20 protein-coding genes and 2 pseudogenes are annotated in these 25,937 nt (G+C 73.8%); 9 read left to right on the forward strand and 13 right to left on the reverse strand.

Going from position 1 to position 25,937, the window contains the following annotated elements; genetic code table 11:
- Positions 1-42 precede the first annotated feature (42 nt).
- A complete protein-coding gene (locus ABZW30_RS30510) occupies positions 43-936 on the reverse strand; it encodes an MBL fold metallo-hydrolase (protein WP_355674439.1) in 894 nt (297 codons plus the stop codon).
- Between the two features lie 219 nt (positions 937-1,155).
- On the opposite strand from ABZW30_RS30510, the gene ABZW30_RS30515 reads away from it, so the two are divergent.
- Positions 1,156-1,938 (forward strand): SGNH/GDSL hydrolase family protein, encoded by a 783-nt coding sequence (locus tag ABZW30_RS30515; RefSeq protein WP_355674440.1) that lies wholly within the window; start codon positions 1,156-1,158, stop codon positions 1,936-1,938.
- A 7-nt stretch (positions 1,939-1,945) separates the two neighbouring features.
- On the opposite strand, the gene ABZW30_RS30520 is transcribed toward ABZW30_RS30515, so the two are convergent.
- Entirely contained in the window at positions 1,946-2,359 is a 414-nt protein-coding gene (locus tag ABZW30_RS30520) for a DUF2809 domain-containing protein (protein ID WP_355674441.1), read from the reverse strand.
- Between the two features lie 199 nt (positions 2,360-2,558).
- Here ABZW30_RS30520 and ABZW30_RS30525 point away from each other — a divergent pair, with 199 nt between their 5' ends.
- A complete protein-coding gene (locus tag ABZW30_RS30525; protein ID WP_355674472.1) occupies positions 2,559-3,920 on the forward strand; it encodes a DUF2252 domain-containing protein in 1,362 nt (453 codons plus the stop codon).
- 79 nt (positions 3,921-3,999) lie between these two features.
- Here the strand turns inward: ABZW30_RS30525 and ABZW30_RS30530 are convergent, their stop codons facing one another.
- Positions 4,000-4,689: an alpha/beta fold hydrolase gene (locus ABZW30_RS30530; RefSeq protein ID WP_355674442.1), complete on the reverse strand. Its 690-nt coding sequence runs from the start codon at positions 4,687-4,689 to the stop codon at positions 4,000-4,002.
- A gap of 203 nt (positions 4,690-4,892) precedes the next feature.
- Between ABZW30_RS30530 and ABZW30_RS30535 the strand changes: the two are divergent.
- Positions 4,893-6,523 (forward strand): annotated as a pseudogene (locus ABZW30_RS30535) (IS200/IS605 family accessory protein TnpB-related protein).
- Between the two features lie 6 nt (positions 6,524-6,529).
- Here ABZW30_RS30535 and ABZW30_RS30540 read toward each other — a convergent pair.
- Positions 6,530-8,029, reverse strand: coding sequence for an MFS transporter (locus ABZW30_RS30540; RefSeq protein WP_355674443.1), 1,500 nt, complete (start codon positions 8,027-8,029; stop codon positions 6,530-6,532).
- Positions 8,026-8,589, reverse strand: a complete 564-nt coding sequence (locus ABZW30_RS30545; protein ID WP_355674444.1) for an XRE family transcriptional regulator — start codon at positions 8,587-8,589, stop codon at positions 8,026-8,028. The genes ABZW30_RS30540 and ABZW30_RS30545 overlap by 4 nt, the downstream gene beginning before the upstream one ends.
- Positions 8,590-8,787: 198 nt before the next feature.
- Between ABZW30_RS30545 and ABZW30_RS30550 the strand changes: the two genes are divergently transcribed.
- Positions 8,788-10,077 (forward strand): DUF5685 family protein, encoded by a 1,290-nt coding sequence (locus ABZW30_RS30550; protein WP_355674445.1) that lies wholly within the window; start codon positions 8,788-8,790, stop codon positions 10,075-10,077.
- A 152-nt stretch (positions 10,078-10,229) separates the two neighbouring features.
- On the opposite strand, the gene ABZW30_RS30555 is transcribed toward ABZW30_RS30550, so the two are convergent.
- Positions 10,230-10,373 (reverse strand): hypothetical protein, encoded by a 144-nt coding sequence (locus ABZW30_RS30555; RefSeq protein WP_355674446.1) that lies wholly within the window; start codon positions 10,371-10,373, stop codon positions 10,230-10,232.
- Between the two features lie 159 nt (positions 10,374-10,532).
- The gene (locus ABZW30_RS30560; protein WP_355674447.1) at positions 10,533-11,102 is read right to left on the reverse strand and encodes a TetR/AcrR family transcriptional regulator; all 570 of its coding nucleotides are present in this window, start codon (positions 11,100-11,102) and stop codon (positions 10,533-10,535) included.
- Between the two features lie 104 nt (positions 11,103-11,206).
- Between ABZW30_RS30560 and ABZW30_RS30565 the strand changes: the two genes are divergently transcribed.
- Both ABZW30_RS30565 and ABZW30_RS30570 read left to right on the forward strand, forming a co-directional pair.
- A complete protein-coding gene (locus tag ABZW30_RS30565; protein WP_355674448.1) occupies positions 11,207-11,677 on the forward strand; it encodes a nuclear transport factor 2 family protein in 471 nt (156 codons plus the stop codon).
- Between the two features lie 121 nt (positions 11,678-11,798).
- Complete coding sequence (locus ABZW30_RS30570) at positions 11,799-12,839, forward strand: hypothetical protein (protein WP_355674449.1); 1,041 nt, start codon at positions 11,799-11,801, stop codon at positions 12,837-12,839.
- On the opposite strand, the gene ABZW30_RS30575 is transcribed toward ABZW30_RS30570, so the two are convergent.
- Together ABZW30_RS30575 and ABZW30_RS30580 are read right to left on the reverse strand one after the other, a co-directional pair.
- A complete protein-coding gene (locus ABZW30_RS30575) occupies positions 12,827-13,426 on the reverse strand; it encodes a hypothetical protein (RefSeq protein WP_355674450.1) in 600 nt (199 codons plus the stop codon). The genes ABZW30_RS30570 and ABZW30_RS30575 overlap by 13 nt on opposite strands.
- A gap of 49 nt (positions 13,427-13,475) precedes the next feature.
- Complete coding sequence (locus ABZW30_RS30580) at positions 13,476-13,634, reverse strand: hypothetical protein (RefSeq protein WP_355674451.1); 159 nt, start codon at positions 13,632-13,634, stop codon at positions 13,476-13,478.
- A gap of 28 nt (positions 13,635-13,662) precedes the next feature.
- Here ABZW30_RS30580 and ABZW30_RS30585 point away from each other — a divergent pair.
- A pseudogene (locus ABZW30_RS30585) lies at positions 13,663-13,941 on the forward strand (MFS transporter); the annotation flags it as partial.
- Between the two features lie 34 nt (positions 13,942-13,975).
- Here the strand turns inward: ABZW30_RS30585 and ABZW30_RS30590 are convergent.
- Positions 13,976-14,908 carry an alkaline phosphatase family protein gene (locus ABZW30_RS30590; protein ID WP_355674452.1) on the reverse strand — a complete coding sequence of 311 codons (933 nt, stop codon included), beginning with the start codon at positions 14,906-14,908 and terminating at the stop codon, positions 13,976-13,978.
- A gap of 64 nt (positions 14,909-14,972) precedes the next feature.
- Positions 14,973-15,968, reverse strand: a complete 996-nt coding sequence (locus ABZW30_RS30595; protein ID WP_355674453.1) for a phospholipase D-like domain-containing protein — start codon at positions 15,966-15,968, stop codon at positions 14,973-14,975.
- A 297-nt stretch (positions 15,969-16,265) separates the two neighbouring features.
- On the opposite strand from ABZW30_RS30595, the gene ABZW30_RS30600 reads away from it, so the two are divergent.
- Entirely contained in the window at positions 16,266-17,525 is a 1,260-nt protein-coding gene (locus ABZW30_RS30600) for a serine hydrolase domain-containing protein (protein ID WP_355674454.1), read from the forward strand.
- Between the two features lie 63 nt (positions 17,526-17,588).
- On the opposite strand, the gene ABZW30_RS30605 is transcribed toward ABZW30_RS30600, so the two are convergent.
- Complete coding sequence (locus ABZW30_RS30605; RefSeq protein WP_355674455.1) at positions 17,589-19,943, reverse strand: tetratricopeptide repeat protein; 2,355 nt, start codon at positions 19,941-19,943, stop codon at positions 17,589-17,591.
- Positions 19,944-20,216: 273 nt separating this feature from the next.
- The gene (locus tag ABZW30_RS30610; RefSeq protein ID WP_355674456.1) at positions 20,217-22,820 is read right to left on the reverse strand and encodes a BTAD domain-containing putative transcriptional regulator; all 2,604 of its coding nucleotides are present in this window, start codon (positions 22,818-22,820) and stop codon (positions 20,217-20,219) included.
- 290 nt (positions 22,821-23,110) lie between these two features.
- Here ABZW30_RS30610 and ABZW30_RS30615 point away from each other — a divergent pair, with 290 nt between their 5' ends.
- Entirely contained in the window at positions 23,111-25,936 is a 2,826-nt protein-coding gene (locus ABZW30_RS30615) for an AfsR/SARP family transcriptional regulator (RefSeq protein ID WP_355674457.1), read from the forward strand.
- Position 25,937: the final 1 nt, after the last annotated feature.

Below are 25,937 nucleotides of genomic sequence, written 5' to 3' on the forward strand. Positions count from 1 at the left end.
ACCCGGCGCGAGCCCCGGCGCACGGGCCCCGGCGTCCGTCGACTACCAGCGCACCGAGGCGAAGTCCACCGGCTCCGTGCGCAGCACCCGGGCGCGCACGGCGAGGGCGCGCAGCCGGCGGTCCGCCTCTTCGACGGGCATCCGGCGCTTGTCGCCGTGCCCGGGCAGCAGCCACTCGAAGCGCAGCGCGCCCAGGCTGCGGTCCAGCGAGGCGGACTGCTCCTCGATCGAGTACCAGGTCACCGCCTCCTGCACCTCGATGTCCTCGTTGGTGCGCGACCAGTACAGGCTGTCGCCGCTGAAGCAGTAGCGCTCGTCGGCGACGTACAGCACGCTGCCGAGGGTGTGGCCGGGGAAGGGGTGGGCGACCAGGCCCGGGGAGATCTCCACCGGCTCGGTCCCGCGCAGCACCCGGTCGGCGTCGGGCGCGGAGTCGAGGTCGCCCTCGTGGATCCAGAGCCGGGCGCCCAACCGGTCGGCGTAGGCGCGGCCGTGGGCGGCGTGGTCGCGGTGGGTGAGCAGGATGTCGGTGACCGGGCCGAGCGCCTCGTAGCGGACAGCGAGGCCCTCGCTGTAGCGGGGCGTGTCGATCATCACCCAGCCGCTCGGACGGCGGCAGAGGTAGGAGTTGGCGCCCGCGTTGCGCCGGGAGTTGTGGCCGAGCAGCAGCACCCCGTCGTCCAGGGCGAGCGGGAAGGGGTCGGTGACCGGGTCGAGCCGACCGCCGCCGGGGCGGATCGAGCGGGTCGGGCAGGCGTGGGCGGCGGCGAGCAGCTGCTGCCGCTCGGCCTCGTCGCGCGGCTGGCGCACCAGCACGGACGTCCGGGCGCGCTCGATGATCAGGTCGGGTGCGAGCTGCCGGGCGACGTCGCAGTTGGTGCAGCGGTCGTCGATGGTCCAGTTCTCGTCGACGGTCGGGTTCTCGGACGGATTCACGGCTGACTTCTCCCTGGCAGGACGGCGGCCGGGCGGCCGCACACTTCGAGCATCGTCCGTTCGGGCCCAAAACGGGAAGAGAGCAAGGATCTTGTGCTTTTCGGACTGCGGCGCTCTACGGAGTCGCGAGGAGTGACGCAGCGTACGTGGCCCATCTCACGTGCCGCCGAGGTCACCTACGGTGGCGTAGGTCACTTGATTCGGTGAACTATCTCTTTCATGCCGAACCTCCAGGAGACCCTTGACCTCAGTTCATATGCCGCCCTCGGCGACAGCTTCACCGAGGGCCTGAACGACCCCGGTGCGGGCGGCGCCTTCGCCGGCTGGGCCGACCGCCTGGCCGGGCTGCTCGCCGACGGGCGGCCGCCGGGCGGGTTCCGCTACGCGAACCTGGCGGTGCGCGGGCGGCTGCTGGACCAGATCGCAGCCGAGCAGGTGCCGCAGGTCCGCCGGCTCCAGCCCGACCTGGTCACCTTCTGCGCCGGCGGCAACGACATCCTGCGGCCCGGCAGCGACCCCGACGAGGTGGCCGAGCGCTTCGAGGCCGCCGTCGCCCAACTCGCCGAATCCGCCGGGACGGTGCTGATCTGCACCGGCTTCGACACCAAGGACGTGCCGCTGCTCAAGCACCTGCGCGGCAAGATCGCCACCTACAACGGGCACATGCGGGCGGTCGCCGACCGCTACGGCTGCAAGGTGGCCGACCTGTGGTCGCTGCGCGCCGTGCAGGACCGCCGCGCCTGGAGCGAGGACCGGCTGCACCTCTCCCCCGAGGGCCACCAGCGGGTCGCCCTGCTGGCCGCCCGCTCACTGGGCCTGGACACCCCGCAGGACCCGGAGGCCCCGTGGCCGGCCGCGCCCCTGCTGTCCCCGGCGGACCAGCGGCGGGAGAACCTCCAGTGGGCCCGCGAGTACCTGATCCCGTGGGTCGGCCGGCGCCTGCGCGGCGAGTCCTCGGGTGACCACGTCGAGCCCAAGCGGCCCGATCTGCTCCCGCTCTGACGTCTCGTCAACACTGCCCACCGGGCACTGCGGCGCGCGTCGCCGACAGCGCCCGGTGGAGTAGGGCGGCGCAGGCCGCGCCGACGAGGTACCAGGCGAGGTCCGGCGGGTTGAAGGTCGACCCGAGCACCAGGTGGACCAGCCCGCTGCGCCGGCCCCAGGCGTCCGGCAGGCCGGTCGCCTGGAACAGCTCGACCGCCCAGCTCACGGCCGCTGCCACCAGTGCCGCCCGGACCGGGCGTACGGTCGGCGCGACCAGCACCACCAGGGTGTACACCAGGACGGTGTAGAGCGCGTCACCCGCGTATTTGGCGACGTCGCCGTCCACCGCGGCGCGCACGCCCAGGCCCGCGACCACCGTCAGCGTTGCAGCCGCGGCGGCCGGGAGGCGTACGACCGTTCCCCTCCTGAGATCATCCACCCGCCCCACAGTACGCCCGGACCGCGGTTCCGCCCCTCCGGAACCACCGCGCCCCGCCGGACGTCACTACCCCCCGATGGGGCCGATCCGTGCAGGTCACGGGCGCCAGCAAAGCCTCAACGGGCGTGAGCCGAACGGAACGTACGGGCGGGGAGCAGTGGCAGAGAGCGAAGACACCACGGCGCGACGGCAGTTCACGGTGGACGGGTTCGCGGCCGGACCGGACGGCCGGGCCCAGCGGGCACGGGAGCGCGGGAAGGCGCTGCGCGAACGGATGCCCCGGGAGCGGCACGCGGAGTTCGAGGCCGCGACCGACCGGCCGACGGCGGTGGAGGCGATAGAGGCGTCCAACGCCGGCCGGATACCGGGGCTGGTGCCGATCCGGGTGGGCCGGATGGCCGCCACGCCGTTCGCGTTCCTGCGCGGATCGGCCGGGCTGATGGCCGCCGACCTCGCGGGCACGCCGGTGACCGGGGTGGGCGCGCAGCTGTGCGGGGACGCGCACGCGGCGAACTTCGGACTGTACGGCGACGCGCGCGGCCAACTCGTGATGGACATCAACGACTTCGACGAGACCGTGCCCGGCCCGTGGGAGTGGGACGTCAAGCGCCTGGCCACCAGCCTGGTGCTGGCCGGCCGCGAGACCGGGGCCAGCGAGACCACCGCCCGGGCGGCCGCCCAGCACGTGGCCGGCTCCTACCGCCGGACCATGCGCACGCTCGCCAAGCTGCCCGCGCTGGACGCCTGGAACGCCGTGGCGGACGAGCAGTTGGTGTCCTTCGCCGAGGCCCACGACCTCGCCGACGTGCTGCGGAAGGTCGGCGCGAAGGCGCTCGGCAACACCAGCGCGCGCTTCGCCGCCCGCAGCACCACCCGTACCACGGACGGCGGTTGGCGGTTCACGGCCGCTCCCCCGGTGCTCACCGAGGTGACCGACGCGACCGCCCGCGCGGTGGCCGAGGCGCTCGGCCCGTACGTGGCGACGGTGCCCGCCGAGGTGCGCACCCTGCTGTCCCGGTACCGGGTGCAGGACGTGGCGTTCCGGGTGGTGGGCACCGGCAGTGTCGGCACCCGCTCGTACGTGGTGCTGCTCACCGACCACCGGGACCAACCGCTGGTGCTGCAGGTGAAGGAGGCCCGGCCGTCCGCACTGCTGCCGTACCTTCGACGCGTTCAGCGGGTGGAGCACGAGGGCAAGCGCGTCGTGCTCGGCCAGAAGGACATGCAGGTGGTCAGCGACACCTTGCTCGGCTGGACGACCGTCGATGGACTCCCGTACCAGGTACGGCAGTTCCGCAACCGCAAGGGCAGCGTCGACCCGACGGCGCTGCTGCCGGGCCAGCTGGACGACTACGCACGGATCACCGGCGCGCTGCTCGCCCGGGCACACGCCCACACCGCCGACCCGGGCCTGCTGGCCGGGTACTGCGGAAAGGGCGAGGCGCTGGACGAGGCGGTCGCCGCCTTCGCCGTCGCCTACGCGGACCGCACCGAGGCCGACCACGCCGACCTGGTCGCGGCGGTGCGGGGCGGGCGGCTGCCCGCTGAGCAGGGCGTCTGACGAGGTCCGGCCCAGGAGCCGAACAGGGCGACTGAGCGGTCCGGCCCAGGAGCCGAACAGGGCGTCTGAGGGATCCGGTTCAGGAAGCGAGGAACGGCGCGACCGCCGCCACGAACTCGCGCGGCCGGGCACTGTGCACCAGGTGCCCGGCCTCGATCGTGACCAGTCGGCAGTCCGGGATCAGCCGGGCCAGTTCGGCGATCCGCTCCTGCGGGACGTGGCTGTCCCCCGCGCCCGCGACCACCAGGGTGCGGGCGGTGATCCGGGCCAGCCCTTCCCGCCAGGCCGGGTCCGGGGTGTCGATCTGCGCCTTGACCGCCCGGACCATCGCCCAGTCGAAGTGCGCCGGTTCGTCCTCCACCCCCTCCGGCGGAACGCTCGCCGGGCGCGGGTGGAGCGCGGGGATCTCCTCCAGGACCAGGCGGTCGATCCGCTCCGGCACGGCCTGGGCGAGCAGATAGGCGACCGCGCCGCCCATCGAGTGGCCGACCAGGTCGATCCGGGCCAGGCCGAGGGCGTCGAGGAAGGCGAGCACGTCGTCGCGCATCGCCTCCAGGCCGTAGGCGGCGGTGCGGCCGCTGTCGCCGTGGCCGCGCAGGTCGAGCGCGTACACGTGGTGCCCGGGGGCGAGCTCGGGCAGCACCACGTCCCAGTCGGCGGCGCGCTCGCCGAGGGCGTGCAGCAGCACCAGCGGTGGGCCGTCGGGCTGGCCGCTGTCCCGATAGGCGAGCACGACCTCGGGCAGTTGTACCATCCGTACCTTCGTCATGCCTGCCACCGTACGTGCCGACGGGGGTGGTGAACCGTTGGCAGTTGAGTTTCGTTGAGTGTTCTTTGGCGTTCATGAGTGATTTTGCCGGTTTCTGCTGGGGCGTTGTCGAGAACGTTCCGCTTCGCCTGTTTCGGGCTGCTGGTGCTGTTGTGCGTGCCAGCATGTGCGTGGTCGAAGGATTCGTGAGGGCGGAGGGCGGGGTGGCGGTGTTGCGGCAGATTGCGCGGCCGTTCGTCGCCGATGCCGTATCGGGTGTGTGCATTCGGGACCGGCTCAAGGGCCTGACCGCCGAGGATCACGCGGTGCTGCGCCTGGTCGGCGGACACTTTGGTTCTCTCGCCTCGCGGGATCTGGCCCGGCGCGTTGCCGACGGGCTGGAGCACTCCGCCGCGACGTGGGCCGTCCGTAAGCGGGACCTCATCCCGGAGTCGTCGTCGCGCTGGGCCGGGTCCATCACGAAGGCCACGCATGACCAGTGGGGCCTGTCGCGCCGCGCACAGTGGCAGCACCTGCAAGGACTCGCCGCGGGGATCGCCGTGATCCGCCACCGCCTCGCGCTGCCGATCGGTGAGAAGGGCGCCAACCGGCAGCCCGGCGGGTACCGGTCGCGCCGAGAATGGCACGCCAAGTCGCGCCACCAGGCGCATCTGGAACGCGAGTACGCGCGGGTGAAGGCCGACCACGAGGCCGGCCGGGTGTCAGTGGTGCGCGGCGGCCGCAAACTCCTCAACACCCGCCACAACTTGGACGCGGCGGGGAAGTCGCAGGAGCGATGGCGTGGGGAGTGGGAAGCCGCCCGCTGGTTCCTCACCGCTGACGGCGAGTCCGGCAAACGGTACGGGAACGAGACGATCCGCGTCACTCCCGACGGAGAGGTGTCGATCAGACTTCCGGCTCCCCTTGCTGAACACGCGAACTCCGGGCACTGCCGGTACGTCCTCGCGGCGAAGGTCACCTTCCCGCACCGGGGCGAGGAGTGGCGCGACCGGATCGAAACGAACCGGGCCGTGGCGTACCGCATCCACCTCGACACCACGTCCGGGCGCTGGTACCTCGACGCCTCGTGGACCCGCAAGAACCTCCCCGTCATCCCGCTCGACGCCCTTCGGGCTCGGGGCGTCATCGGGGTGGACACCAACGCCGACCACCTCGCCGCCTGGCACCTGGACGCCCACGGCAACCCGATGGGCGCACCCCGCCGCTTCGACTACGACCTGACCGGGTCGGCCGACCACCGCGACGCCCAACTGCGCCACGCGCTCACCCGTCTCCTGCACTGGGCGCAGGCCACGGGCGTGCAGGCCATCGCGATCGAAGATCTCGATTTCACCGACTCCAGGACCCGGGCGAAACACGGCCGCAAGAACGGTTCCGGCAGCTGATCTCCGGCATCCCGACCGGCAAGCTCCGCGCACGCCTGCTGTCCATGTGCGCGGAAGCCGGCATCGGCGTGATCGCTGTCGACGCCGCCTACACCAGCATGTGGGGCGCCGAGCACTGGCAAAAGCCCCTCACCACCACAAACCGCAAGACCAGCCGACACGCCGCCGCTTCGGTGGCCATCGGCAGACGCGCCCTCGGGCACCGGATCAGGCGACGGACGGCACCGCCCTGCCAGTACCAGAGCGATGCTGGCAGGCATCGGACCGCCCAGGCCCGACCCGGCACCCGGGGGAGCGAGGGAAACCGCCCCCGCACACCCGGACCACGGACACGATCCGATGGGACCGGACGCGGCAGGAACGCGGTGGACCAGAACGCCCAAGACCGTTCGGGGCGTTCGGCTGAGCATGGGTTCTGGCAACAGGACTCACTCCCGCTCAGTCTTTAGGAACGGTCAGCGGACCGGTGTTCGCCCTCGGCTCATCGCGACCGGCTCGTTCTCGCGGTGCTCCCGCTCGCTCGCCCGCCCGGCGAACACCGCGGCCAGTACCGCGAGTCCGGCCACCGCGGCGCACACCACGCTCGCGGTCAGGTAGGCGGAGCGGTGGCCGCCGCCCCCGGCGGTCGCCCGCAGGTAGACGCCGGACAACGCCGAGACCGCGACCGCGGCGGCGATCCGCTGGGTCATCTGCAGGATCGCCCCGCTCACCCCGGCCGCCTCGGCGGGCGCGTGGCGCAGCACGAACGCCTGGTTGGTGGAGCCCATCAGACCGACCGAGGCGCCGCTGAGCAGCTGCAGCAGCGCGAGCAGCCAGGGCAGCACGGCGACCGGGGCCCAGTGGGCGACCAGCCCGCTGCCGAGCATGGCCAGGGCGGAGCCGATCATCCCGATGGTGATGGTGCGTCGGCCGAAGCGCTGCACCACCCGCCAGGCCAGCGCGGAGGCGGTGGCCATGGCCAGCGCGGAGGGCAGTGCGACCAGGGCGGCACCCAGCGGGGACAACCCCAGGCCGTCCTGGAGGAACATGGTGAGGACCAGCGAGGCGGCCAGCGAGGAGCCGAACTGGGCCATCGCGGTGGCCGTTCCGAGCGCGTACGGCGCGGAACGAGTGAGCGCCGGGTGGATCAGCGGGTGCCCGCCGCCCCGCGCATAGCGGCGCTGCCACCAGGCGAGCGTGCCGAACAGCAGCAGCGCGGCGGTCGTGAAGCCGAGCCAGCCGGCCCAGCCGGGCGGCTGGACGAAGGGCAGCATCAGGGCGAGGGTGAGCGCGCCGACCAGCAGCAGGCCGAGCAGGTCGAGATCAGCGTGCCGGGCGCTGGGGCGGGGCTTGGGCAGGTGGCGCGCGGCCAGGGCGACGGTGGCCAGGCCGAACGGGACGTTCAGCAGGAAGGTCAGCCGCCAACCGAGTTCGGGGCCGGCCGCCGCCAGCACCATGCCGCCGATCGGCGGGCCGAGGGCGAAGGCGAGGCTGCCGGTGACGGCGTACATGCCGAGGGCCCGGGCGCGCAGCTGGCCGTCGAAGACGTCCTGGAGGGTGCCGATCATCTGGGAGTTGACGAGCCCGGCGCCGGCGCCCTGGAGCAGCCGGGCGGCGATCAGCACCCGGGGGTCGGTGGCGGTCGCGGAGACCAGGCTGACCAGGCTGAACAGGGCGAGCCCGGTGACGAAGAACCACTTGCGGCCCTTGACGTCGCCTAGCCGCCCGCCGGGGATCAGCGCGAGGCCGAAAGCGAGCGAGTACCCGGCGACGATCCACTGCAGATGGGCGGGCTGGGCGTGCAGGGTCTCGCGCAGGGCGGGGAGGGCGGTGTTGAGGACCGACTGGTCCAGCAGCGTGGTGAAGCCGCCCGCGACGCAGACCAGCAGGACGCGGCGCCCGGCCGCGTCGAAGCGCTCCTTGGGCGCCTCGGCCGCCGGGCCGTCGGCTATCGGGCTGTTGTCGGCGGCTCTCATGGCTCCACCACCACGAGCGCGTAGCGGGCCTCGCCGGGGCCGAGGCTGCGGAAGCGGCTGGTACCGGAGCCGTAGCGCAGACAGTCGCCGGGGCCGAGCAGCTGCGCCTCGCCGTCCAGGGTCAGCTCCAACTGCCCGTCGAACACCCAGAGATGGTGCTCCAGTCCGGGCAGACAGGGGCGGTCGTAGGCGATGTCGGCGCCGGACGGAAGCCGGCCCTCGATGATCTCCCCGCGCAGCGAGCCGTGCGGCGGCGAGACGGAGCGGCGGACGAAGCCGGTCGTCTCGTCGCGCCAGACCTGCTGTTCCCCGGCCCGCACCAGCCGGGTCGGTTCGGACTCCACCTCGGCGAGCAGCCGGGACATGGTCCGCCCGTAGACGGCGCAGAGTCGGCCGAGCAGCGCGGCGGTCGGGCTGACCTCGGCCCGCTCCACCCGCGACAGTGTGGACCGGCTGACGTCCGCCTGGCGCGCCAACTCCTCCAGGGTCCAGCCCCGTTCGACCCGCAGCTCGGCGAGCCGTTGTGCCAGCCGCTCGTCGGCGGCCGCGTCGATTCCCATATTCGCGATGCTATCCCGGATATGAGATCACCTTCCAGGCCAATTTCGAGGGTTTGGAGTGCCGGGCCCGGTCAAGGTCTGACGGCAGCTCGTCTCCGATCGCCCCCGCCCCCGCCACCGCTCGCAGGCCGCTGATCATATGATGTCCGGCGACAAAGTGGCCGGTCAGCGGCCCATCAGGCGAGGGGGACGACGATCGTGTTCGGCATCATCAGACCGTGCAGGCACCGACTGTCCGAACGGCTCCAGACCTCCTGGATGGCGCACCTGTGCGGGCTCTGCCTCGCCCTGCGCGACGACCACGGACAGCTCGCGCGGACCGCCACCAACTACGACGGGCTGATCATCTCCGTCCTGGTCGAGGCCCAGGCCGCCCGGGAGGACTCCTCCTGGCGCCGCACCGCCGGGCCCTGCCCGCTACGCGGCATGCGGACCGCCTCCGTCGCCAAGGGCGAGGGCGCCCGGCTCGCCGCCGCCGTCTCGCTCGCGCTCGCCTCGGTGAAGATACGCGACCACGTCGAGGACCGGGACGGCGTGTTCGCCCGCCGCCCGGTGGCCGCCGGAGCCCGCGCGGCGACCCGGCGCTGGGACCGGCAGAGCGCGGGCAGCGCCTCGACCGTCGGCTTCGACACCGCCGTACTGCTCGACGCCGCCTCCCGACAGGGCGAGTTGGAGCGCACGCTGCTGCCCGGCAGCTCGGTCCTGCTGGTCACCGAGCCCACCGAGACCGCCACCTCGGCCGCGTTCGCGCACACCGCCGCGATCGCCGGACGCCCCGGCAACGCCGCCCCGCTCGCCGAGGCCGGACGGCTGTTCGGCCGGCTCGCCCATCTCCTCGACGCCGCCGAGGACCAGGCCGCCGACGCCGCCACGGGCGCCTGGAACCCGCTCACCGCCACCGGCACCGACCGCGCCGAGGCCGAACGGCTCTGCCGCGACGCCGTCCACGGCGTCCGGCTCGCACTGCGCGAGGTCGAACTGAGCGACCGGGCCCTGGTGCACGTGCTGCTCGCGCACGAGACCGAGCGAGCCGTCGACCGGGTCTTCGGCCCGGCCGCGCACGGGGCGAGCTGCCGCCGCGGCGCCCACGGCGAGCACCCCCAGGACGCGCCGCCGCGCCAGGTGCCGCCCGGCTACCCGGGTGGGCCGTACCCCGGCCAGGACCCGAACCAGGCGCCGATCCCCCCGTGGGTGCCGCAGGGCCCCGGCTTCACCCCGCCCGGAGGGAAGCCGCCCCACCCGCGCAACCTGCTCGCCGGGTGTGCGGTCTGGGCCCTGATGGCCTGCTCCTGCCAGCTGCTCTGCTGCGAGCACAACGACCCGTTCAGCCGCGAACGCCGCAAGGGTTTCTGCGACCGCCACAACTGCGGCGACGGGTGCGACTGCGGCTGCAATCCCAGCTGCAACTGCGATTGCGACGGCTGCGACGGCTGCGACGGCTGCGACTGCGATTGCTGCGGCTGCGATTGCTGCGACTGCAGTTGCTGACGGCTCGTCAGACAGCCTCCCCGACAGGCTCCGCCTGATCGGACGCCACCGGCCCGGGGTGCCCCCGCAGCACCCCGGGCCGGTCCACGTCCTCGTGCTGCTCGACTCTTCGCCAGAGCGGCAACACCACCACCGGACGCGAGTCGACGGCCTCAGGCATCACGCCCCGCCGCCTCCCGGTCCGCCGCCAGCGAGCTCTCCAACCCGGCCAGCAACTGCCGGAACCGCTCGGTGTCCTGCTCCGTCATCCGCCCCTCGGGCGCCATCCCCGGCCACTCGACCGTCCTGTCGTCCATGTGTCCGACGCTAGGCGGCAGGGATCAACGGGCGATAAACGAGGGGAACGAGGGACTGATGGGGCGGGAGGGGTCCGGCCCCGCAACGGACCGTTGCCGATGAGTAACGGCTGCCGGTCCATGCCCCTCCCGACCCGGAGTCCGGGAGTGTGGGCCTCCTCAGGTCCGGGCGGCCAGGGCCGCGTCCAGGAGCAGCCGGGCGGCCTCCTTCGCATCGGCGGCGGCGCCCGGGTCGCCGTGGATCGCCGCGGCGGTGATGGCGCCCTCGGCGAGCAGGGTGAGGTGGACGGCGGTCTCGGGCGGGGCGCCGACGGCCTCGACCAGGCCGGCCAGGTAGCCGGCGAACTCCTCCTTGTGGTGCCGGGCCGCCGCCGCGACAGCGGGGGTGGTGGCGCCCAGCTCGCCGAAGGAGTTCACGAAGGCGCAGCCGCGGAAGCCCGGTTCGGCGAACCACCGGCCGAGCCAGTCGAAGACCGAGAGCAGCTGTTCCCGGGGCGTGCCGCCGGTCCGGGCGACATGGACGGCGAGGCTCGCCCGCCATCGCCCGTCGCGGCGCTGCAGGTAGGCCTCGACCAGGTCGTTCTTGGACGGGAAGTGCTGGTAGACGCGGCGCAGCGTCATCCCGGAGGCGGCCCGGACGGCGTCCATGCCGACCGCTTGGACGCCCTGTCCGTAGAACAGCTCCTCGGCCGCGTCGAGGATGCGGGTCCGCGGGTCTTCCTGTTCCATCTGCCGTGCCCTTTGCGCGAGAACGATTGTTCTCCTAGGGTAGCCCGTGAAGTGAGAACGACCGTTCTCGCCGATGGAATGCCCGTTCCCGAGGAGCCGGACCGATGACCGAACAGCGCCCTCCCCTGCCCCCGTTCACCGAGGAGAGTGCCCGCCGAAAGGTGCGGGCCGCCGAGGACGCCTGGAACACCCGCGACCCGCAGCGGGTCGCGCTCGCGTACACCCCCGACAGCCACTGGCGCAACCGCGCCGAGTTCCTGACCGGCCGCGAGGCCGTCACCGACTTCCTCACCCGCAAGTGGCAGCGCGAACGCGACTACCGCCTCGTCAAGGAGCTGTGGGCGTACGGCGGCGACCGGATCGCCGTCCGCTTCGCCTACGAGTGGCACGACGACGGCGGCCAGTGGCACCGCTCGTACGGCAACGAGAACTGGGAGTTCGACGAGCACGGCCTGATGACCCGTCGGCTCGCCTCGATCAACGACCTGCCGATCACCGCCGCCGAGCGGCTCTTCCACTGGCCCCCGGGCCGTCGGCCGGACGGCCACCCGGGGCTGACCGAGCTCGGGCTCTGAGCGGTCCGGGCCGTCGGGCCACTCTGTTCCACGGCTGTGACACGGCGAGCATCGGGCGCTGACCTGTAACTGGGAATCTCCTTGTCGAAAGCGAACAGCAATGCCCGAGGGGGACCCTGGAATGTCCGTGCGCAACAGATTCGGCTCTGCCGCCGCGATCGCCCTGATGACCACCGTCGGAGCCGTCCTGCTCTCCGCGTGCGGCCCCGACAACAGCGACCCCGGCTCCACCGCCGCCCCCAGCGCGCCCGGCACGGCGGCCCCGGGGACGGCGGCGCCGGGCGGCGGGTCGCACTCCGGCAGCCCCGCACCGGGCGGCAAGGAGATCAACGGCACCTCCGCCGCCAATCACCTGACCATCAGCACGGGCACCAAGAGCGTCGCGATGAACGGCACCACCGTCGACTTCGGCACGGTGGTCCGCGACCTCGCGTGGTCCCCCGACGGCAAGAAGGTCGTCTTCGTCAACGGCGACGGCGACCTGGTGACCGCCAACCCGGACGGCAGCGGCAAGTCCACACTCGCCAAGGCCCCCAGCGGCGAGACCTGGTCCCACCCGACCTGGCAGCACGCCTCGAAGGGGCCGAGCGGGAACGCCGTGCCCAACGAGACCGACCGTTACAACAACATCGTGTTCGCGTCCAGCAAGGGCGGCGTGCTGCGGCTGGAGACGGTCCCCGCCAAGGGCGGCGCCGTCACGGAGCTCAGCCCGCACAACTCCGAGGGCGGCGACGCGAGCGGCCCGCAGCCGCCGCAGACCGGCAACACCTGGGCCAACGCGGGCGGCCAGCAGGCCGAGATCGCCTACGCCAACACCCCGGCGAACGAGGTGTACATCTACGACGACTACATCCGCCCGGCCACCCGGGACCTCGGCAAGGGCTCGCAGCCGGCGCTGTCCCCGGACGGCGAGCACATCGCCTTCGTCCGCTCGGTGAACGGCCACGACCACCTGTTCACCCGCTCCTCCGAATACGGCCAGCAGGCCGAGAAGGACCTCACCCCCTCGGCCACCACGGACTACACCGAGCCCGCGTGGTCCCCCGACGGCAAGACCCTCGCGGCCCGCACCCCGGACGGCGTCAGCACCCTGCCGGCCGACGGCTCGGCGGCGCCGACCCAGGTCTCCACCATCAAGGGCCTGCCCTCCTACCGGCCCTGAGCCTCGGCCGCACGGGCCAACTCGGCACGCAGCTCGGCCAGATGCTCGTCGGCCGACTCGTGCGGCAGGAACTCGACCACGTCGAGGAAGCGGAACAGCACCCGGGTCTCGGTGACCGCGTACTCGTAGTCACCGAACCCGACCACCGCGCCCGTCCCGCCGCGCGCCGCACCGCGGACGGCGGCCGAGGTCACCCCGTCCGCGGTGGACCCTGCGGTCACCCTCCGGCGGGCGTTGGGCCGGGCCAGGTACGGGCAGACCATCGACGCGTACAGCATGCAGGAGCGGTGGCCCGGGCCCTCCATGGTCGGCGCGAGGTTGCGGTACGGCCGCCCCGCCGCGATCGCCTCGGCGATCGCGGCGCTCACGGCGGGGCCGACCACCCGCCACACCGGCCCGCGCGCCATCAGCGCGCCGCACACCGAACACCGGCGCTCCAGCGCGCAGTCGGCGCTGCGCCCGTAGTCCGTCAGGGCGAACTGCGGCTGCCCGCCCTGCCACGGCGTGATCGCCGGCACCGGGTATCCGCGCACGTCCTTGGGACGCGCCCCCACCTCGTCCGGCATCGGCACTAGTTCGAATCGCACGCCCCTATCGATACCAGGCGGGCGCCACGCCGGTCGACCCGTGCGCGCACTACCCCTCGGTCGCCTCCTGGGCCAGCATCACCTTCCGCAGCAGGTCCGACAGCGTCCGCCGCTCCTCCTCGGTCAGCACGCCCAGCAACCGGCGCTCCTCGCGGCCGACTACGTCCAGTGCCTCGTGCCAGGCGGCGCGCCCGGTCTCGGTCAGCACGATGTCGACCTTCCGGCGGTCCTCCGTCGAGACGGTGGTCCAACAGGACTTCCCGGCCCGGCTGCTGGCCCGGGTCACCTCCTACGACTGGCTGCTCTCGCTGGCCGCGGCGCCGCTCGGGTACGTGCTGGCGCCGCTGGCCGCCGACGCCTGGGGCAGCCGGGTGCCGCTGCTGGCCGCGGCCGCGCTGGTGACCGCGGTGTGCGCGGGCACGGCGGCGGTGCCGGGGGTGCGCCGCCTCGGCGCCGAACGGGAGGCGCCCGGAGCGGCGGCCGCCGAGCGGCCACCGGTCCGGGTGAACTCCTGAAGGCTTGAACTCCCGAACTCCCGGCAGTGGACGGTCAGTTCCAGATGCCGGCGATGTCCGTGGCGTTCGCCGCGTTGCCCGCGTGGCCGCTCGCCCCGGAGAGGTCCTCCAGGGTTCGCAGCACGTTGTAGTGGTTGTCGGTGGTGGCCGAGCTGCTGCCCGGGATGACGTGGGCGCCGTAGACCACGGTCGGGATCCGGTTGCCGGACAGGCTGTTGTCCTCGTCGAAGGTGACGATCAGCAGGCTGTTGTGGCTCCGCGCCCAGGTGGCGTACGCGCCCAGGTTGTTCTTGATCCAGGTGTCACCGGTGCCGACCGAGCAGTCGTGCATGTCGCTGCACAGGTTCGGCACGACGAAGGAGACGTTCGGCAGGGTGGTGTAGTCGGTCGGGAACTGGGTGAAGGTCTTGGCGGTGTTCAGCGGCACGTTACCGAAGCCGAACCAGGGGTTGTGCTTCTGCGCGTACTTGCCGCTGCTGCAGACCGTGCTGCCCTGGCTGGGCAGGGACTCGTTGTAGCTGCCCCAGGTCTTCCCGGCGGCGGCCACCTCGGAGGCCAGGTTCGGGGCCTGGAACCCGCCGACCGTCACGCAGCTGTCGTCGACCCGGCCCTGGGTGGAGCCGGAGAACAGGGCGTAGTAGTTCGGCTCGCTGGGGTGGGTGATGGCGTAGGACTGGGTGAGGTTGGCGCCGCCCGCCTTCAGGGTGTTGTTGATGTACGGCGCGCTGCTGCTGCCGATGACCTGGCTGTAGGCGTGGTTCTCCATCACCACGACGATGATGTGGTCGGGCGTGGGCAGCCCGGCCGCCTGCGCGGTGGTGGCGGTGGCCGCCCAGAGCCCGGCGGAGGCCGCGACCAGGGCGACGGCCGAGCCGATCGCGGTCGCGCTGCGGCGGGAGCGGCGGCGGCGGGCGCCGGCCTGGGGGGCGTCGGGGGTGTCGTTCAGGAGCTTCGCGGACGAAGTCATGACAAATCCTCGGGTCGAGAACAGCTCGGCGGAGGTGACGGACTGTCGGGCGCTCGCGAACGACCTAGTACGGGGTGCCGTTGGCGAAGTCGGTGTTGAAGGTCGTCTCGACGGTGTTGAGCACACCGGGGTCGGAGACGATCAGGCCCAGCTCGCGGTTGCTGTTCAGCGAGTTGTCGGAGAAGTTCTCCGAGCCGGCGAACACCTTGGCCGAGGGGGTGCCGTAGTCGGCCACGATGGCCTTGGCGTGGATGTACAGGCCGGTGGTCGAGGAGTAGGTGACGACCTTGGCGCCGGCCGTGGCGACCTGGTCGAAGGAGGAGGCGTAGGAGTCCGGGTTCATGCCGACGACCCGCACGGTGACACCGCGGTTCGCGGCGGCGGTGATCGCGTCCACCAGGGCCTGGTCGCCGAACTCCAGCTCCTGGACGTCGAGGGAGGTCTGCGCGCCGTTGATCAGCGCCAGCAGGCGGTCCTGCGAGTCGGTGGGCGACCAGACCAGGTTGTCGCCGTCCTTGGGGGTGATCGAGGTCTTGGCGTAGTCCGCGGCGAAGACCTGCTCGATCGCGGCGACGTCGTTGGCGTCGCTGTCGAAGACGCCGTAGTCGCGGCTGCTGGAGTAGTAGGTGGCGTCCAGGTTCCCGGTCAGGATCAGGGACTTGACGCCGTCGACGGTGACGGTCTTCTGGTGGGTGTAGACGAACGCCGAGGAGGAGTACGTCACGCCCACGCCGGCCGCCTTCAGGGCGTTGTAGGCGGTGCCGTTGACCGAGGTGTGCCGAGCGTCCAGGATCACCCGGACCCGCACACCGGCCCGCTGACGCGCGATCAGGGCATTGACGGCCGTGGTGTCGCGCAACTCGTACATGGTCACGTCGACGGACGTGGTGGCCGAGCCGATGAAGGTGTCGACCACGCTGTGGTCCTGGTCGGGGAAGACGATCGCCGAGTACGTCCCGGCGTCGAGGGCGTCGGCCTGGGCGGTGCCGGTGGCGGATATCAGACCGGCGCCGACGAGGAGCAGCGCACCCGCACGGCGCGCGAAGGTGGCCAGGGACATGGGGGACTCCATGGTCGGTGAGGGGGAGGTCGATGCATCGGGGCACCCGGAACGGGCGCGGCGAACGCAGCGAACGAAGCGCCCGAACAGCATGCGGGCGCGGCAGTCAACGCGGGTAGACGACAGCAGGTAAAACCTTGCCCCCAGGCCGGGAAACGAATGGTGCACATGACAAATCGGGCCGACAACGGACGATGCGGGCAGCGCGGTTCATGCCATCGGCCGTCAGGACCGGTGATAGTGATCTCCGGGCGGCGCGATCGGACGCCGCGTCAGCTCACGAGAGAGCCGAGGAACATGGCGAAGACCAGCCTGCTGCGCCCCCTCGCGGTGGCCGCCGCCGCTGCCGTCCTGGCGGCGACCGGCGCCGTACCCGCCCTGGCCGCCGACGGCGACGGCTCCGCGCTGCCCGTCCCGGACACCGCCGGGGTGCTCAGCGCACTTCAGGCCACCATGCGCGCGGGGGCCCCGGGCGCCTTCGCGGTCATCCGGGACCACGACGAGGACGAGCGGACCCGCTCGCTGACCGTCGGCAAGGCGAATCTTGACGGGACCCCGATGAACTCCTCGTGGAGGTTCCGGGTCGGCAGCAACAGCAAGATGTTCGCGGCCGTTCTCGTGATGCAGCTGGCGGAGGAGGGCCGGATCGACCTCGACAAGCCGCTGCGCGACTACCTGCCGGCCGGCACCCTGCCGGAGAACTGGACCATGACGGGCCGCCAGGTGATGGAGCACCGGGCCGGAGTCTACGACCACACCGACGACCTGCTGGAGCAGGCCGGCGAGGAGACCACCAGCGCCTTCGAGGCCCGTATCCGCACCAAGGTGTACGCGCCGGCCGACCTGGTGGCGATGTCGGTCAAGCACGGCCCGCAGTACACCCCGGGCAGCCGCTACTCCTACTCCAACACCGACTTCGTGCTGATGGGCATGGCGGTCGAGCACCTCACCGGCCGCCCCTACGCGGACGTGCTGCGCGAGCGGATCACCGAACCGCTGGGCCTGGACAAGACCTCCTTCGTGGTCCCCGACCAGCGGATCGAGGGTGCCCACGTCACCGGCTACCTCACCAACGACGACCGCACCAAGCCGCTGCTGGACTCCACCGAGCAGACCGGCTCCTGGGTGTGGAGCGCGGGGGCGGTCATCTCCTCCGCCGGCGACCTCGACCGCTTCCTCACCGCGCTGATGGCGGGCAGCGACGGCGGCCTGATCTCGGACGCCTCGCTGAAGCAGATGGAGGCCGCGCTGCCGACACCGACCGCCAAGATCGGCTACGGGCTCGGGCTGCGCCGCATCTCGCTCTCCTGCGGGGACGTCTACGGGCACAGCGGCATCGTCCAGGGCTACCAGACCCAGTCCTTCACCACGCCGAACGGGCAGCGCAGCGTGGTCGTGTTCGCCAACGCCTCCAACAACGGCGCGGTCACCCAGGGGCTGATGAACGCGCTGGAGCCGGCCTTCTGCGGGAAGAAGCCGGCGGCCGCGCCGCGTACGTCCTTCGCGCCGCAGGACGGGGACCAGGGCCTCCCGGTGGTGGAGGACACCCGGATCTGACGCCTCCATCGCCCCGGCCGGGACTCGCCACGGCCCGCCACGGCCCGCCACGGCTCGCTACGGTCAGACTCGGCCGGAGCGACCGCCGTCCGCGCTCAGGTCGGTGAGCGCCTCGGTGAGGATCTCCCGGGCCTCGTCCGCCCGGCCCTGCTCGATCAGGGCGGTGCCCAGCTCGGTCAGGGTCTTGGTCATGCTGTCCGGGCGCCCGGTCGCCTCGTAGTGGTCGAGCGCCTGCCGGTAGGCCTTCTCGGCGGCCGGCCAGCGCTTCAACGCCGCGCGGTCCTGGCCGAGTTCGTGCGCCGTCACGGCCGCCAGCAGGTGCATCAGGGGCGAGGACCAGCGTTCCACCAGCTCCAGCGCGCCCGCCAGCGCGCGCCGGCGCGATTCCACCGCCTCCTCGGCCCGGTCGAGGTTGCGCAGGCAGGTCGCGGCGCCGCGCAGGGTCACCAGCCGACCGATCGCCGCGGCCCGGTTGTCCACGGCGGCGAAGGCGTCCGCCGCCCGCCGGTAGCTCCCACTCGCCTCGTGGTGCCGCTGCAACTGCCGCAGGCCGGCGGCGAGGTAGGTGAGCGCCCAGCCCTGCTGCTCGTGGTCGTCCAGACTTCGGGCCAACTCCATCGCCTCGCCCGCGAGTTCGATGCCGCGCTGGTAGCGGTGCAGACAGGTGACGTACGTCCAGGCCAGGTAGTTCAGATGCACCGCCTCGGCCCGGCGGTCGCCGCTCGCCCGGGCGGCGTCCACCGAGAGCTGGAACACCTCGCCCCAGAGGTCCCAGCTCAGCAGCCGGTCGGAGAACCAGTGCATGGCCTCGGCGGTGTCGATCACCTCCCGGTGGCGGCCGGTCCGCTGCGCCTCGTAGAGGGCCGCCAGCCACTCCGGGTGCTCCTCCTCCAGCCAGCGGGCGGCCTCGGTGAGCGGCACCTCGGTCGGGTCGTCAGCCGCCGCGCCGATCGCGTGGTCCGGGTCGAACCGCAGCCCGTGTGCCGCCGCCCGGCGCAGCAGCCGACGACCGGCCTCGGTACGGGCGTCGGCGATCTCTTCGGCCGTCTCGTCGGCGGCCAACCGCTCGCCCGCGTACAGCCGTACCAGGTCGTGCAGGCGATAGCGCTCCGCGGTGGCCGGCTGCACCAGTCCGGCGTCGACCAGCTCCTCCAGGAGGAGTTCGGCGCGCACCGGCGGCAGGCCCGCGTAGGTGGCGAGGACGGCGGCCGTGAAGTCCGGCCCGGCGGTCAACGCGCAGCGGCGGAGCACGAGTCGGGACTCGGCGGGGAGCTTGCGGTAGGACAGCTCGAAGGCCGGCCGGACCGCCAGGTCGCCGGTCACCAGCAGGTCCAACCGGTGATCCTCGGCTGCGAGTTGACGTACCAGCTGGACCACCTGCTGCTGCGGTCGGGCCACCAGCCGCTGACCGGCTATCCGCAGCGCGAGCGGCAGATGGCCGCAGAGCCGGGCCAGGTCGGCGGCCGCGTCGGGCGCGCCCTCGATCCGCTCGCGCCCGACGATCCGGGCCAGCAGGCCGACCGCCTCGGCCGGGGAGAGCACGCCCAGCCGCAGCCGGTGCACCGACTCCAGGCCGGGCAGGGCGGCCCGGCTGGTCACGATGGTCACGGCCGGGCCGGAGCCGGGCAGCAGCGGGCGCACCTGGCTCTCGTCGACGGCGTCGTCCAGCACCAGCACGAGCCGGCGGTCGCGCACCAGAGCGCGGTAGAGGCCGGCCCGCTCCTCCGTCCCGGCGGGCACGGCGGCATCGGCGACGCCGAGGGCGCGCAGCACCTGGCCGAGGGCCTCGCGGGCGGAGAGCGGAGTGGGGGCCATGCCGCCGAGGTCGAGGGAGAGTTGGCCGTCCGGGAAGCGCGGGGCGAGGGCGTGGGCGGCGTGCAGGGCGAAGGCGGTCTTGCCGAGGCCGGGCTGTCCGCTGACCAGCACCACCCGGGGGTGGGCGGGCTGTTCGTCGTCGGCGAGGGCGGCGAGGGCGGCGAGGGCCTCCTCGCGGGCGGTGAAGTCGGCGATGTCACGCGGGAGGGCGAGGGCGGTGAGGGGCTCCGTCGGTGCTCCCGGCTCGGCGGGCCGGGCGGTCGGCGCTTGCGTCGATGCCCGCGCCGGTGCCCGGTTCACCGCCTGCGTCGCCGCCGGGGCCGCCGGCCGCCGGGTGCCGCGGGGGCGGCCGGACTGCGCGGCCCGTTCGAGGGCGGCCGCCTGCGCCTCGTCCAGTCGCAGGGCTGCGGCCAGCGCCTGGACGGTGCGCCGCTGCGGTCCGCGGGTACGGCCGCGCTCCATGTCCCCGAGGGCGCGCAGGCTGACCCCGGCTCCGGCGGCCAGCTCCTCCTGGGTCAGGCCCGCTTCGACCCGGTACCCGGCCAGCAGGCGGCAGAACTCGCCGCCGCCCGTCCCCGTCCCCGTGCTGCCCCCAGAGGTCATACCCCGCCCGTCCCCGATCGCGCCGCGAATTCCCGCAGTTCCGCCGGACGTTGTGCCGGGCGGACTCCCCCTCGGGCAGAAGTATGCCCCGAACCGGCATCCGCCCGGCGATTCAGTCCCTGACCTGCGGTGACATCCGGTTCCGCCGGTGGCGGTCGCGGGCCGGCACGCGCTGGAACTGCCGATAGTTCCGCCTATGGCGAGCGACGGCCGCGCCCTCAGCGCTCGCCTGCCGCTGGGGCGTGTCCGGCGATTCGCGCCCGGCGGGAATCGTCAGACACGCCCTCGCTCCCGTTCCAGGCGTCTGGCGTCCTCGCCCTCGGCTCTGCGGCCGAGTTCGAACAGCAGGTCGGCGAGCAGGCCGTGGGAGCGCGCCTCCACGGCCGCGTCGCCGACGGTCCGGGCGAGGGCGACGGCCAGTCGGGCGGAGGACAGGGCGGCATCCCGACGGCCGAGGGCCTGCAGGGCGCGGGCCCGGCTGTGGGTGGCGAGCACGGCCTCCGCACCGCCGGTGCGGGCGGTGGCGGTGCGGACCGCCTCGTCGGCGTGGGCGAGCGCCCGCTCAGGGGTACCGGCCAGTACCAGGGCGTCGGCGAGGTCGGTGAGCGAACGGACCAGCAGGTGGTCGGCGGCCGGGGTGCGGGCGGCGGCCACCAGGTCGGTGAGGATGGGCACCGCCCGGTCGTGCCGCCCGGCCCGCAGCAGCGCGGCGGCCACCCGGCTGCGGCAGTGGTGGCGCAGCACCGCGTCCCCGGCCCGGTCGGCGGCCGCGACGGCCCGCTCCAGGTGCTCGACGGCGGTGCGGTGGGCCGCGCGGTCGATGTGCAGGACGGCGAGGTCGGTGCCGAGCCGGGCGACGGCCGCCTCGTCCCGGCCGGTGTGGGCGGCGCGCAGCCCGGCCTCGGCGACGGCCCGCCAGTGGGTCCGGTCGTGTCCGGTGGTCTCGTACAACAGGCCGATCCGGTGCGCGAGTTGCCAGGCGGCGACGGTACGTCCGTACTGCTCGGCGCAGACCACGACGGCCCGCAGCGCGCTCTCCTCGCGCCGGAACCAGGACGCCGCCCGGGTGCCGCCGCCGGGCACCGAGCCCTCGGCCGTCCAGTCGGCGGTGAGCTCCAGGTAGTGGGCGATCAGCCGGTCGAGGGCGACGAACCGTTCCTCGCAGCCGAGTTCGGCGGCCTGCCGGGCGGCGTAGCGGCGGACCAGCTCCCGGCGGGCGAAGCGGCCGGGGCTGACCTCCTCCAGCAGGTGGACGGTGTCGAGGGCGGCCAGCAGGGTGCGGGTGGCGCCCCGCGGGAGGTCGGCGAGGGCGGCGGCGGTGGCGGTGTCGAGGACGATGCCGGGGTGCAGGCCGAGCAGGGTGAACAGCCGGGCGGCGGCGCGCGGCAGCGTCCGGTAGGTCCGGTCCAGGGCGGCGGTGATGCCGGTCGGGCCGCGACCGGTTCCGGTGCCCGCCAGGGCGTCCAGGCCGGTCTGCTCGTCGGCGAGTTCGGCGGCGAGGTCCTCCACGGACCAGTCCGGGCGGGCTGCCAGCCGGGCGGCGGCCAGACGCAGCGCGAGCGGCAAGTGGTCGCAGCCCTCCGCGAGTTCGGCGACGGCCTCCGGGTCGGCGGCGGGGCGGTCCGGGAACTCGGGGCCGAGGGTGCGGGCGAGCAGGGCGCGGGAGTCCTCGGCGGTCAGCGGGCCGAGCGGGAGCGGCAGGGCGTCCTCGTGGACCAGCAGCTCGCGCAGGCGGCCGCGGCTGGTGACCACGGCGACCGGACCGGCGCCGTCCGACGGGAAGGAGGGACGGTCGGGCAGCAGCGGGGCGAGCTGGCGGTACGAGGCGGCGTCGTCCAGCAGGATCACCATCCTGCGGTCGGCCAGGAGTTCGCGGTAACGGGCGGCGCGATCCTCCGGTTCGGCGGGGAGGGCGTCCGGGGCGAGGCCCAGGTCGGTGAGGAACCCTCCCAGGACGTCGGCGGGTTGGCGCGGCCCGTCCGGGTCGAAGCCGCGCAGGTCGGCGTACAGCACGCCGTCCGGGAAGCGCTGGGCCGCCCAGTGCCGGACCAGGGCGGTCTTGCCGACTCCGGCCGGGCCGGTGACCAGGATCGGGCGGCCCGTCCGGGCGGCGAGGGGCAGGGTCTCGTGCAGTCGGGCGAGTTCGGCGGCGCGGCCGACGAAGCGGCGGTCGGGCGGGGTCTGTCTCTGGGGGCTCGAACGCGCCGCCGTGCGCTCGTGCCACTCCCGGGCCTCGGCGCCGCGACCGGCCTGCTCCAGGCACTGGACCAGCCGGGCGGCCAGTATCCGCCGGGTCGGGTGCGCCTCGGCCGCCTCCGCCAGTTCGGCGGTCAACTCGCCGCCGCGACCGGCCCGCAGCAGTGCCTCGGCCAGCCGGTCCAGGGCGCTCAGCCGCAGGTCGGTCAGGTACGGGAGGGTGCGCTCGCGCAGCAGCTCGGATCCGCAGTCGGCCAGCGCCGGGCCGCGCCACAGGTCGAGGGCCGTCCGCAGCAGCGGCACGGCGGGGTCGTCCGGCTCGACCCGGGCGGCGGGCTCGGGCAGCAGCACCCCCGCCCGGTCGCAGAGCGAGCCGAAGCGCACCAGGTCCACCCGGTCCGCGTCCCCTTCCAGGACGTACCCGCCCCCTCGGGTGCCGAGTGCGAGCCGGGGGTCGTCCAACAGCTGCCGCAGCGCGGCCACGTGCCCCTGCAACGCCGCCCTGGCGGTGGGCGGGGCGGCGCCGTCCCAGACCAGCTCGATCAGCTGCTCGGCGCTCACCGGCTGGTTCAGCCGTACAGCCAGCGCGCTCAGCAGCGCCCGCCGTTTCGGGGCCGAGGGCGTGACCTCCGTGCCGTCCGCGCGCCGAACCGTCATCGGCCCGAGCAGCCCGATGTCCATGGTCCCCTCCCCGGCTCCGACCTGCCCCTTTCACCCCGGGGCGTGCCCACCCATCGTAGGAAGGTACGACGGACCGGAGCCGATCGGTTCACTCGACCGACATCGCCGCGGCCACCGATGCCCGCACGGAGGCAACCATCGCGCACCCCTTCGGACTCTGTACCGGTGGAGGCCCTGCCGGCGGTGAGCGTTCGGGCGCGTTCAGGACATGGGTGCGCACTACACTGCGCCATCCCGAGGGCCGGCTTCGGGACAGGTCGGGTGCGGCATGGTGGGCGGTGGGGGTACTGGTGCGGATTCGGCTCCTCGGGCCGGTGGAACTGCGGGTCGGGGCGGACGGCTTCGCCACGCTGGCGGGGCCGCAGCGGCGGGCGATCCTGGCATTGCTGGCACTGCGGCTGGGGCGGCTGGTCACCGTGGACCAGTTCTGCGAGCTGCTGTGGGGTGACCGCCCGCCGGCCAGCTCACGGGCGGCGGTGCAGGGGCATGTCGCCGCGCTGCGCAAGGTGCTCGCCGACACGCCGTTCGAGCTGCACACCCGGGCGTCCGGCTACCTGCTGACCGGGCCGGCCGACGAGGTGGACGCGCTGCGCTTCGAGGCGCTGACCGGGCGGGCCGGGGAACAGGCGGGCCACGGCGACGACACCGGGGCGATCGCGCTGCTGGAGGAGGCCCTGCGGCTGTGGCGCGGCGAGGCCCTGACCGACCTGCCCGACACCCCGCTGCGGGCCGCCGCGGTGGACCACCTGAAGCAGTCCAGCACCGCCGCCCTGCTCCGCTGGGCCGGACTGCGGCTGCACCAGGGCACCGGTGCGGCGGCGGTGGCGGTGCTGGAGCAGAACGTCCGGCGGGACGGGCTGCGCGAGGAGCTGGTGGCGCTGCTGATGCGCTGTCTGCACCAGGCCGGACGGCCGGCGGACGCGCTGAACGCCTACCACCGGGCCCGTCTGCGGCTGGACCGCGAACTGGGCATCCACCCCGGGCCCGCACTGCAGGCGGCGCTGGCCGAGGTGCTGGCGGACGACCGGCCGCCGGCCGCCGCCCAGCCGGTGGTGCGGGTCCCGCGGCAACTCCCCCGGCAGCGCGTCGAGCTGGTCGGACGGGAGGCCGAGCTGGCCTGGCTGGACCGCGCCTGCGCCGCCGACCGGCCCTCCGACGGCCCGGCGCTGGTGGTCGGCCCGGCCGGGGTCGGCAAGAGCGCGCTGGTCACCGCCTGGGCCCACCGGGCCGCCGACCGCTTCCCCGACGGCCGGCTCTACGCCGACCTGCGCGGTCTCGACCCGGCCGGCCCCGCCGAACCCGAGGCCGTCCTCGGCCGCTTCCTGCGCGCCCTCGGCGTGCCCGACGGCGACATCCCCGGCAACCTGGCCGACCGGGCCGCGCTCTACCGCGAACGGACCCGGGACCGGCGCCTGTTGGTGGTCCTGGACGACGCCGCCGACGCCGGCCAGCTCACCGACCTGCTGCCCGGGGGGCCGGACTGCGCCGCCGTGGTCACCAGCCGCGGCTCACTGGAGGAACTGGTCGCCACCGACGCCGCCACTCTGCTGCGCCTGACCGCACTGCCCGAGGACGACGCCCTGCGGCTGCTGGAACAGCTGCTGGCCCCCGAACGGCTGCGCGCCGAGCCGGCGGAGGCCGCGCGGCTCGCCCGCCTCTGCGAGCACCTGCCGCTCGCCCTGCGGCTCGCCGCCGCCCGGCTGGCCACCCATCCGACCTGGTCGGTCGCGGAGTTGGCCGACGAACTGGCCGACGAGGACACCCGGTTGGCCGGCCTGGACATCGACGACAGCACCGGCATCCGGCCGCAGCTGGCACTGACGCTTCGCCACCTGACCGATGAGGCGGTGGAACTCCTCACCCTGCTCGCCGCCCACCCCGGCCGGGAGGTGGACACCCTCGCGAGTGCCGCGCTGCTCGCCACCGACACCGCCACCGCCCACCGGGCGCTCGGTGAACTGGCCTCCCACCACCTGCTCACCGGCACCGCCCCCGGCCGCTACCACCGCACCGACCTGGTCCGGCTGTTCGGCGTCGAGCTGTTCGCCGCCCGGCCCGAGGAAAGCCGCCGGCAGGCCCGTGAGCGCCTGCTGGACTACTACCAGGCCGCCCTTGCGCACTGCGGCAGTTACCTCGACCCCGGCCAGGAGGACACCGCCGAGCAGGAGGACGCCGACGGCCCAGGCCGCCCGCGGTACACCGTGCCGTCCGCCGCCGGCATCCGCGCCGCGCTCGAATGGTTCCGCGCGGAGGAGCCCGCGATCCGGGTGCTCGTCGACGGCGCCGCCGTCGCCGCCCCCGACCGCGCCTGGCGGCTCGCACTGACCACCGGATCGCTCTACTACGGTGCCAGCCGCTTCACCGACTGGCTGGCCCGCGCCGACGTCGGCCTGGCCGCGGCCGAACGGTGCGGCGACCCCGTCGCGGCGGCCTTCCTGCACAACTGCCGGGCACAGGCGCTCGTCGCGCTCGAACGCCGCCGGGAGTCCGCCGAGGCGGCGCGCAGGGCGGTGGCCGCCGCCGAGTCCGGCTCGGCCGAGGGGCCTGCGGCCGCCTCGGCACACGTCCGGGCGCTCGCCACCCTCGGGCTGGTCACCGCGATGCTGGGCGACTCCGCCGAGGCCCGGCGGCTGGCCGCCGACGCGACGGCGCTCGCCGTCGAGTCCGGCAACCGCGAGCGACTGGTCGACGCCCTGGTGCACCAGGGCTGGGTCAGTCTGGCCACCGGCGATCCGGAGGCCGCGCAGCGCCGTTCCCGGGAGGCCAGGGAGCTGCTGCCGCCCCTGCCGGTCACCCAGGTCCACCTGTGGTCGCTGCTGACCGAGGCCCAGGCCCTGTCACCGGCCGTCCGGGACACCGCCGCCGACCTCGCCTGGCACCGGCTGCTCGCCGCCTGCGAGGAGGCGGGCCTGCTCTATCTGCACGCCGTCGCCGAACAGTCCTACGCCACCCACCTGCTGGCGCACGGCCGCGGACCGGCGGTCCGGGAGCGGCTGCGCTCGGCGCTCGACCGCTTCCGCCGCCTCGAACACCTCGCGGGCTTCACCAGCGAGTTCACCGCCGCCCTGGAGTCCTCGCTCAGCCTGCGCGGCGACCGGCTGGAGTCCACGGCCTGAC

The organism is Kitasatospora sp. NPDC004669 (assembly GCF_040609455.1).
Lineage (GTDB): Bacteria > Actinomycetota > Actinomycetes > Streptomycetales > Streptomycetaceae > Kitasatospora.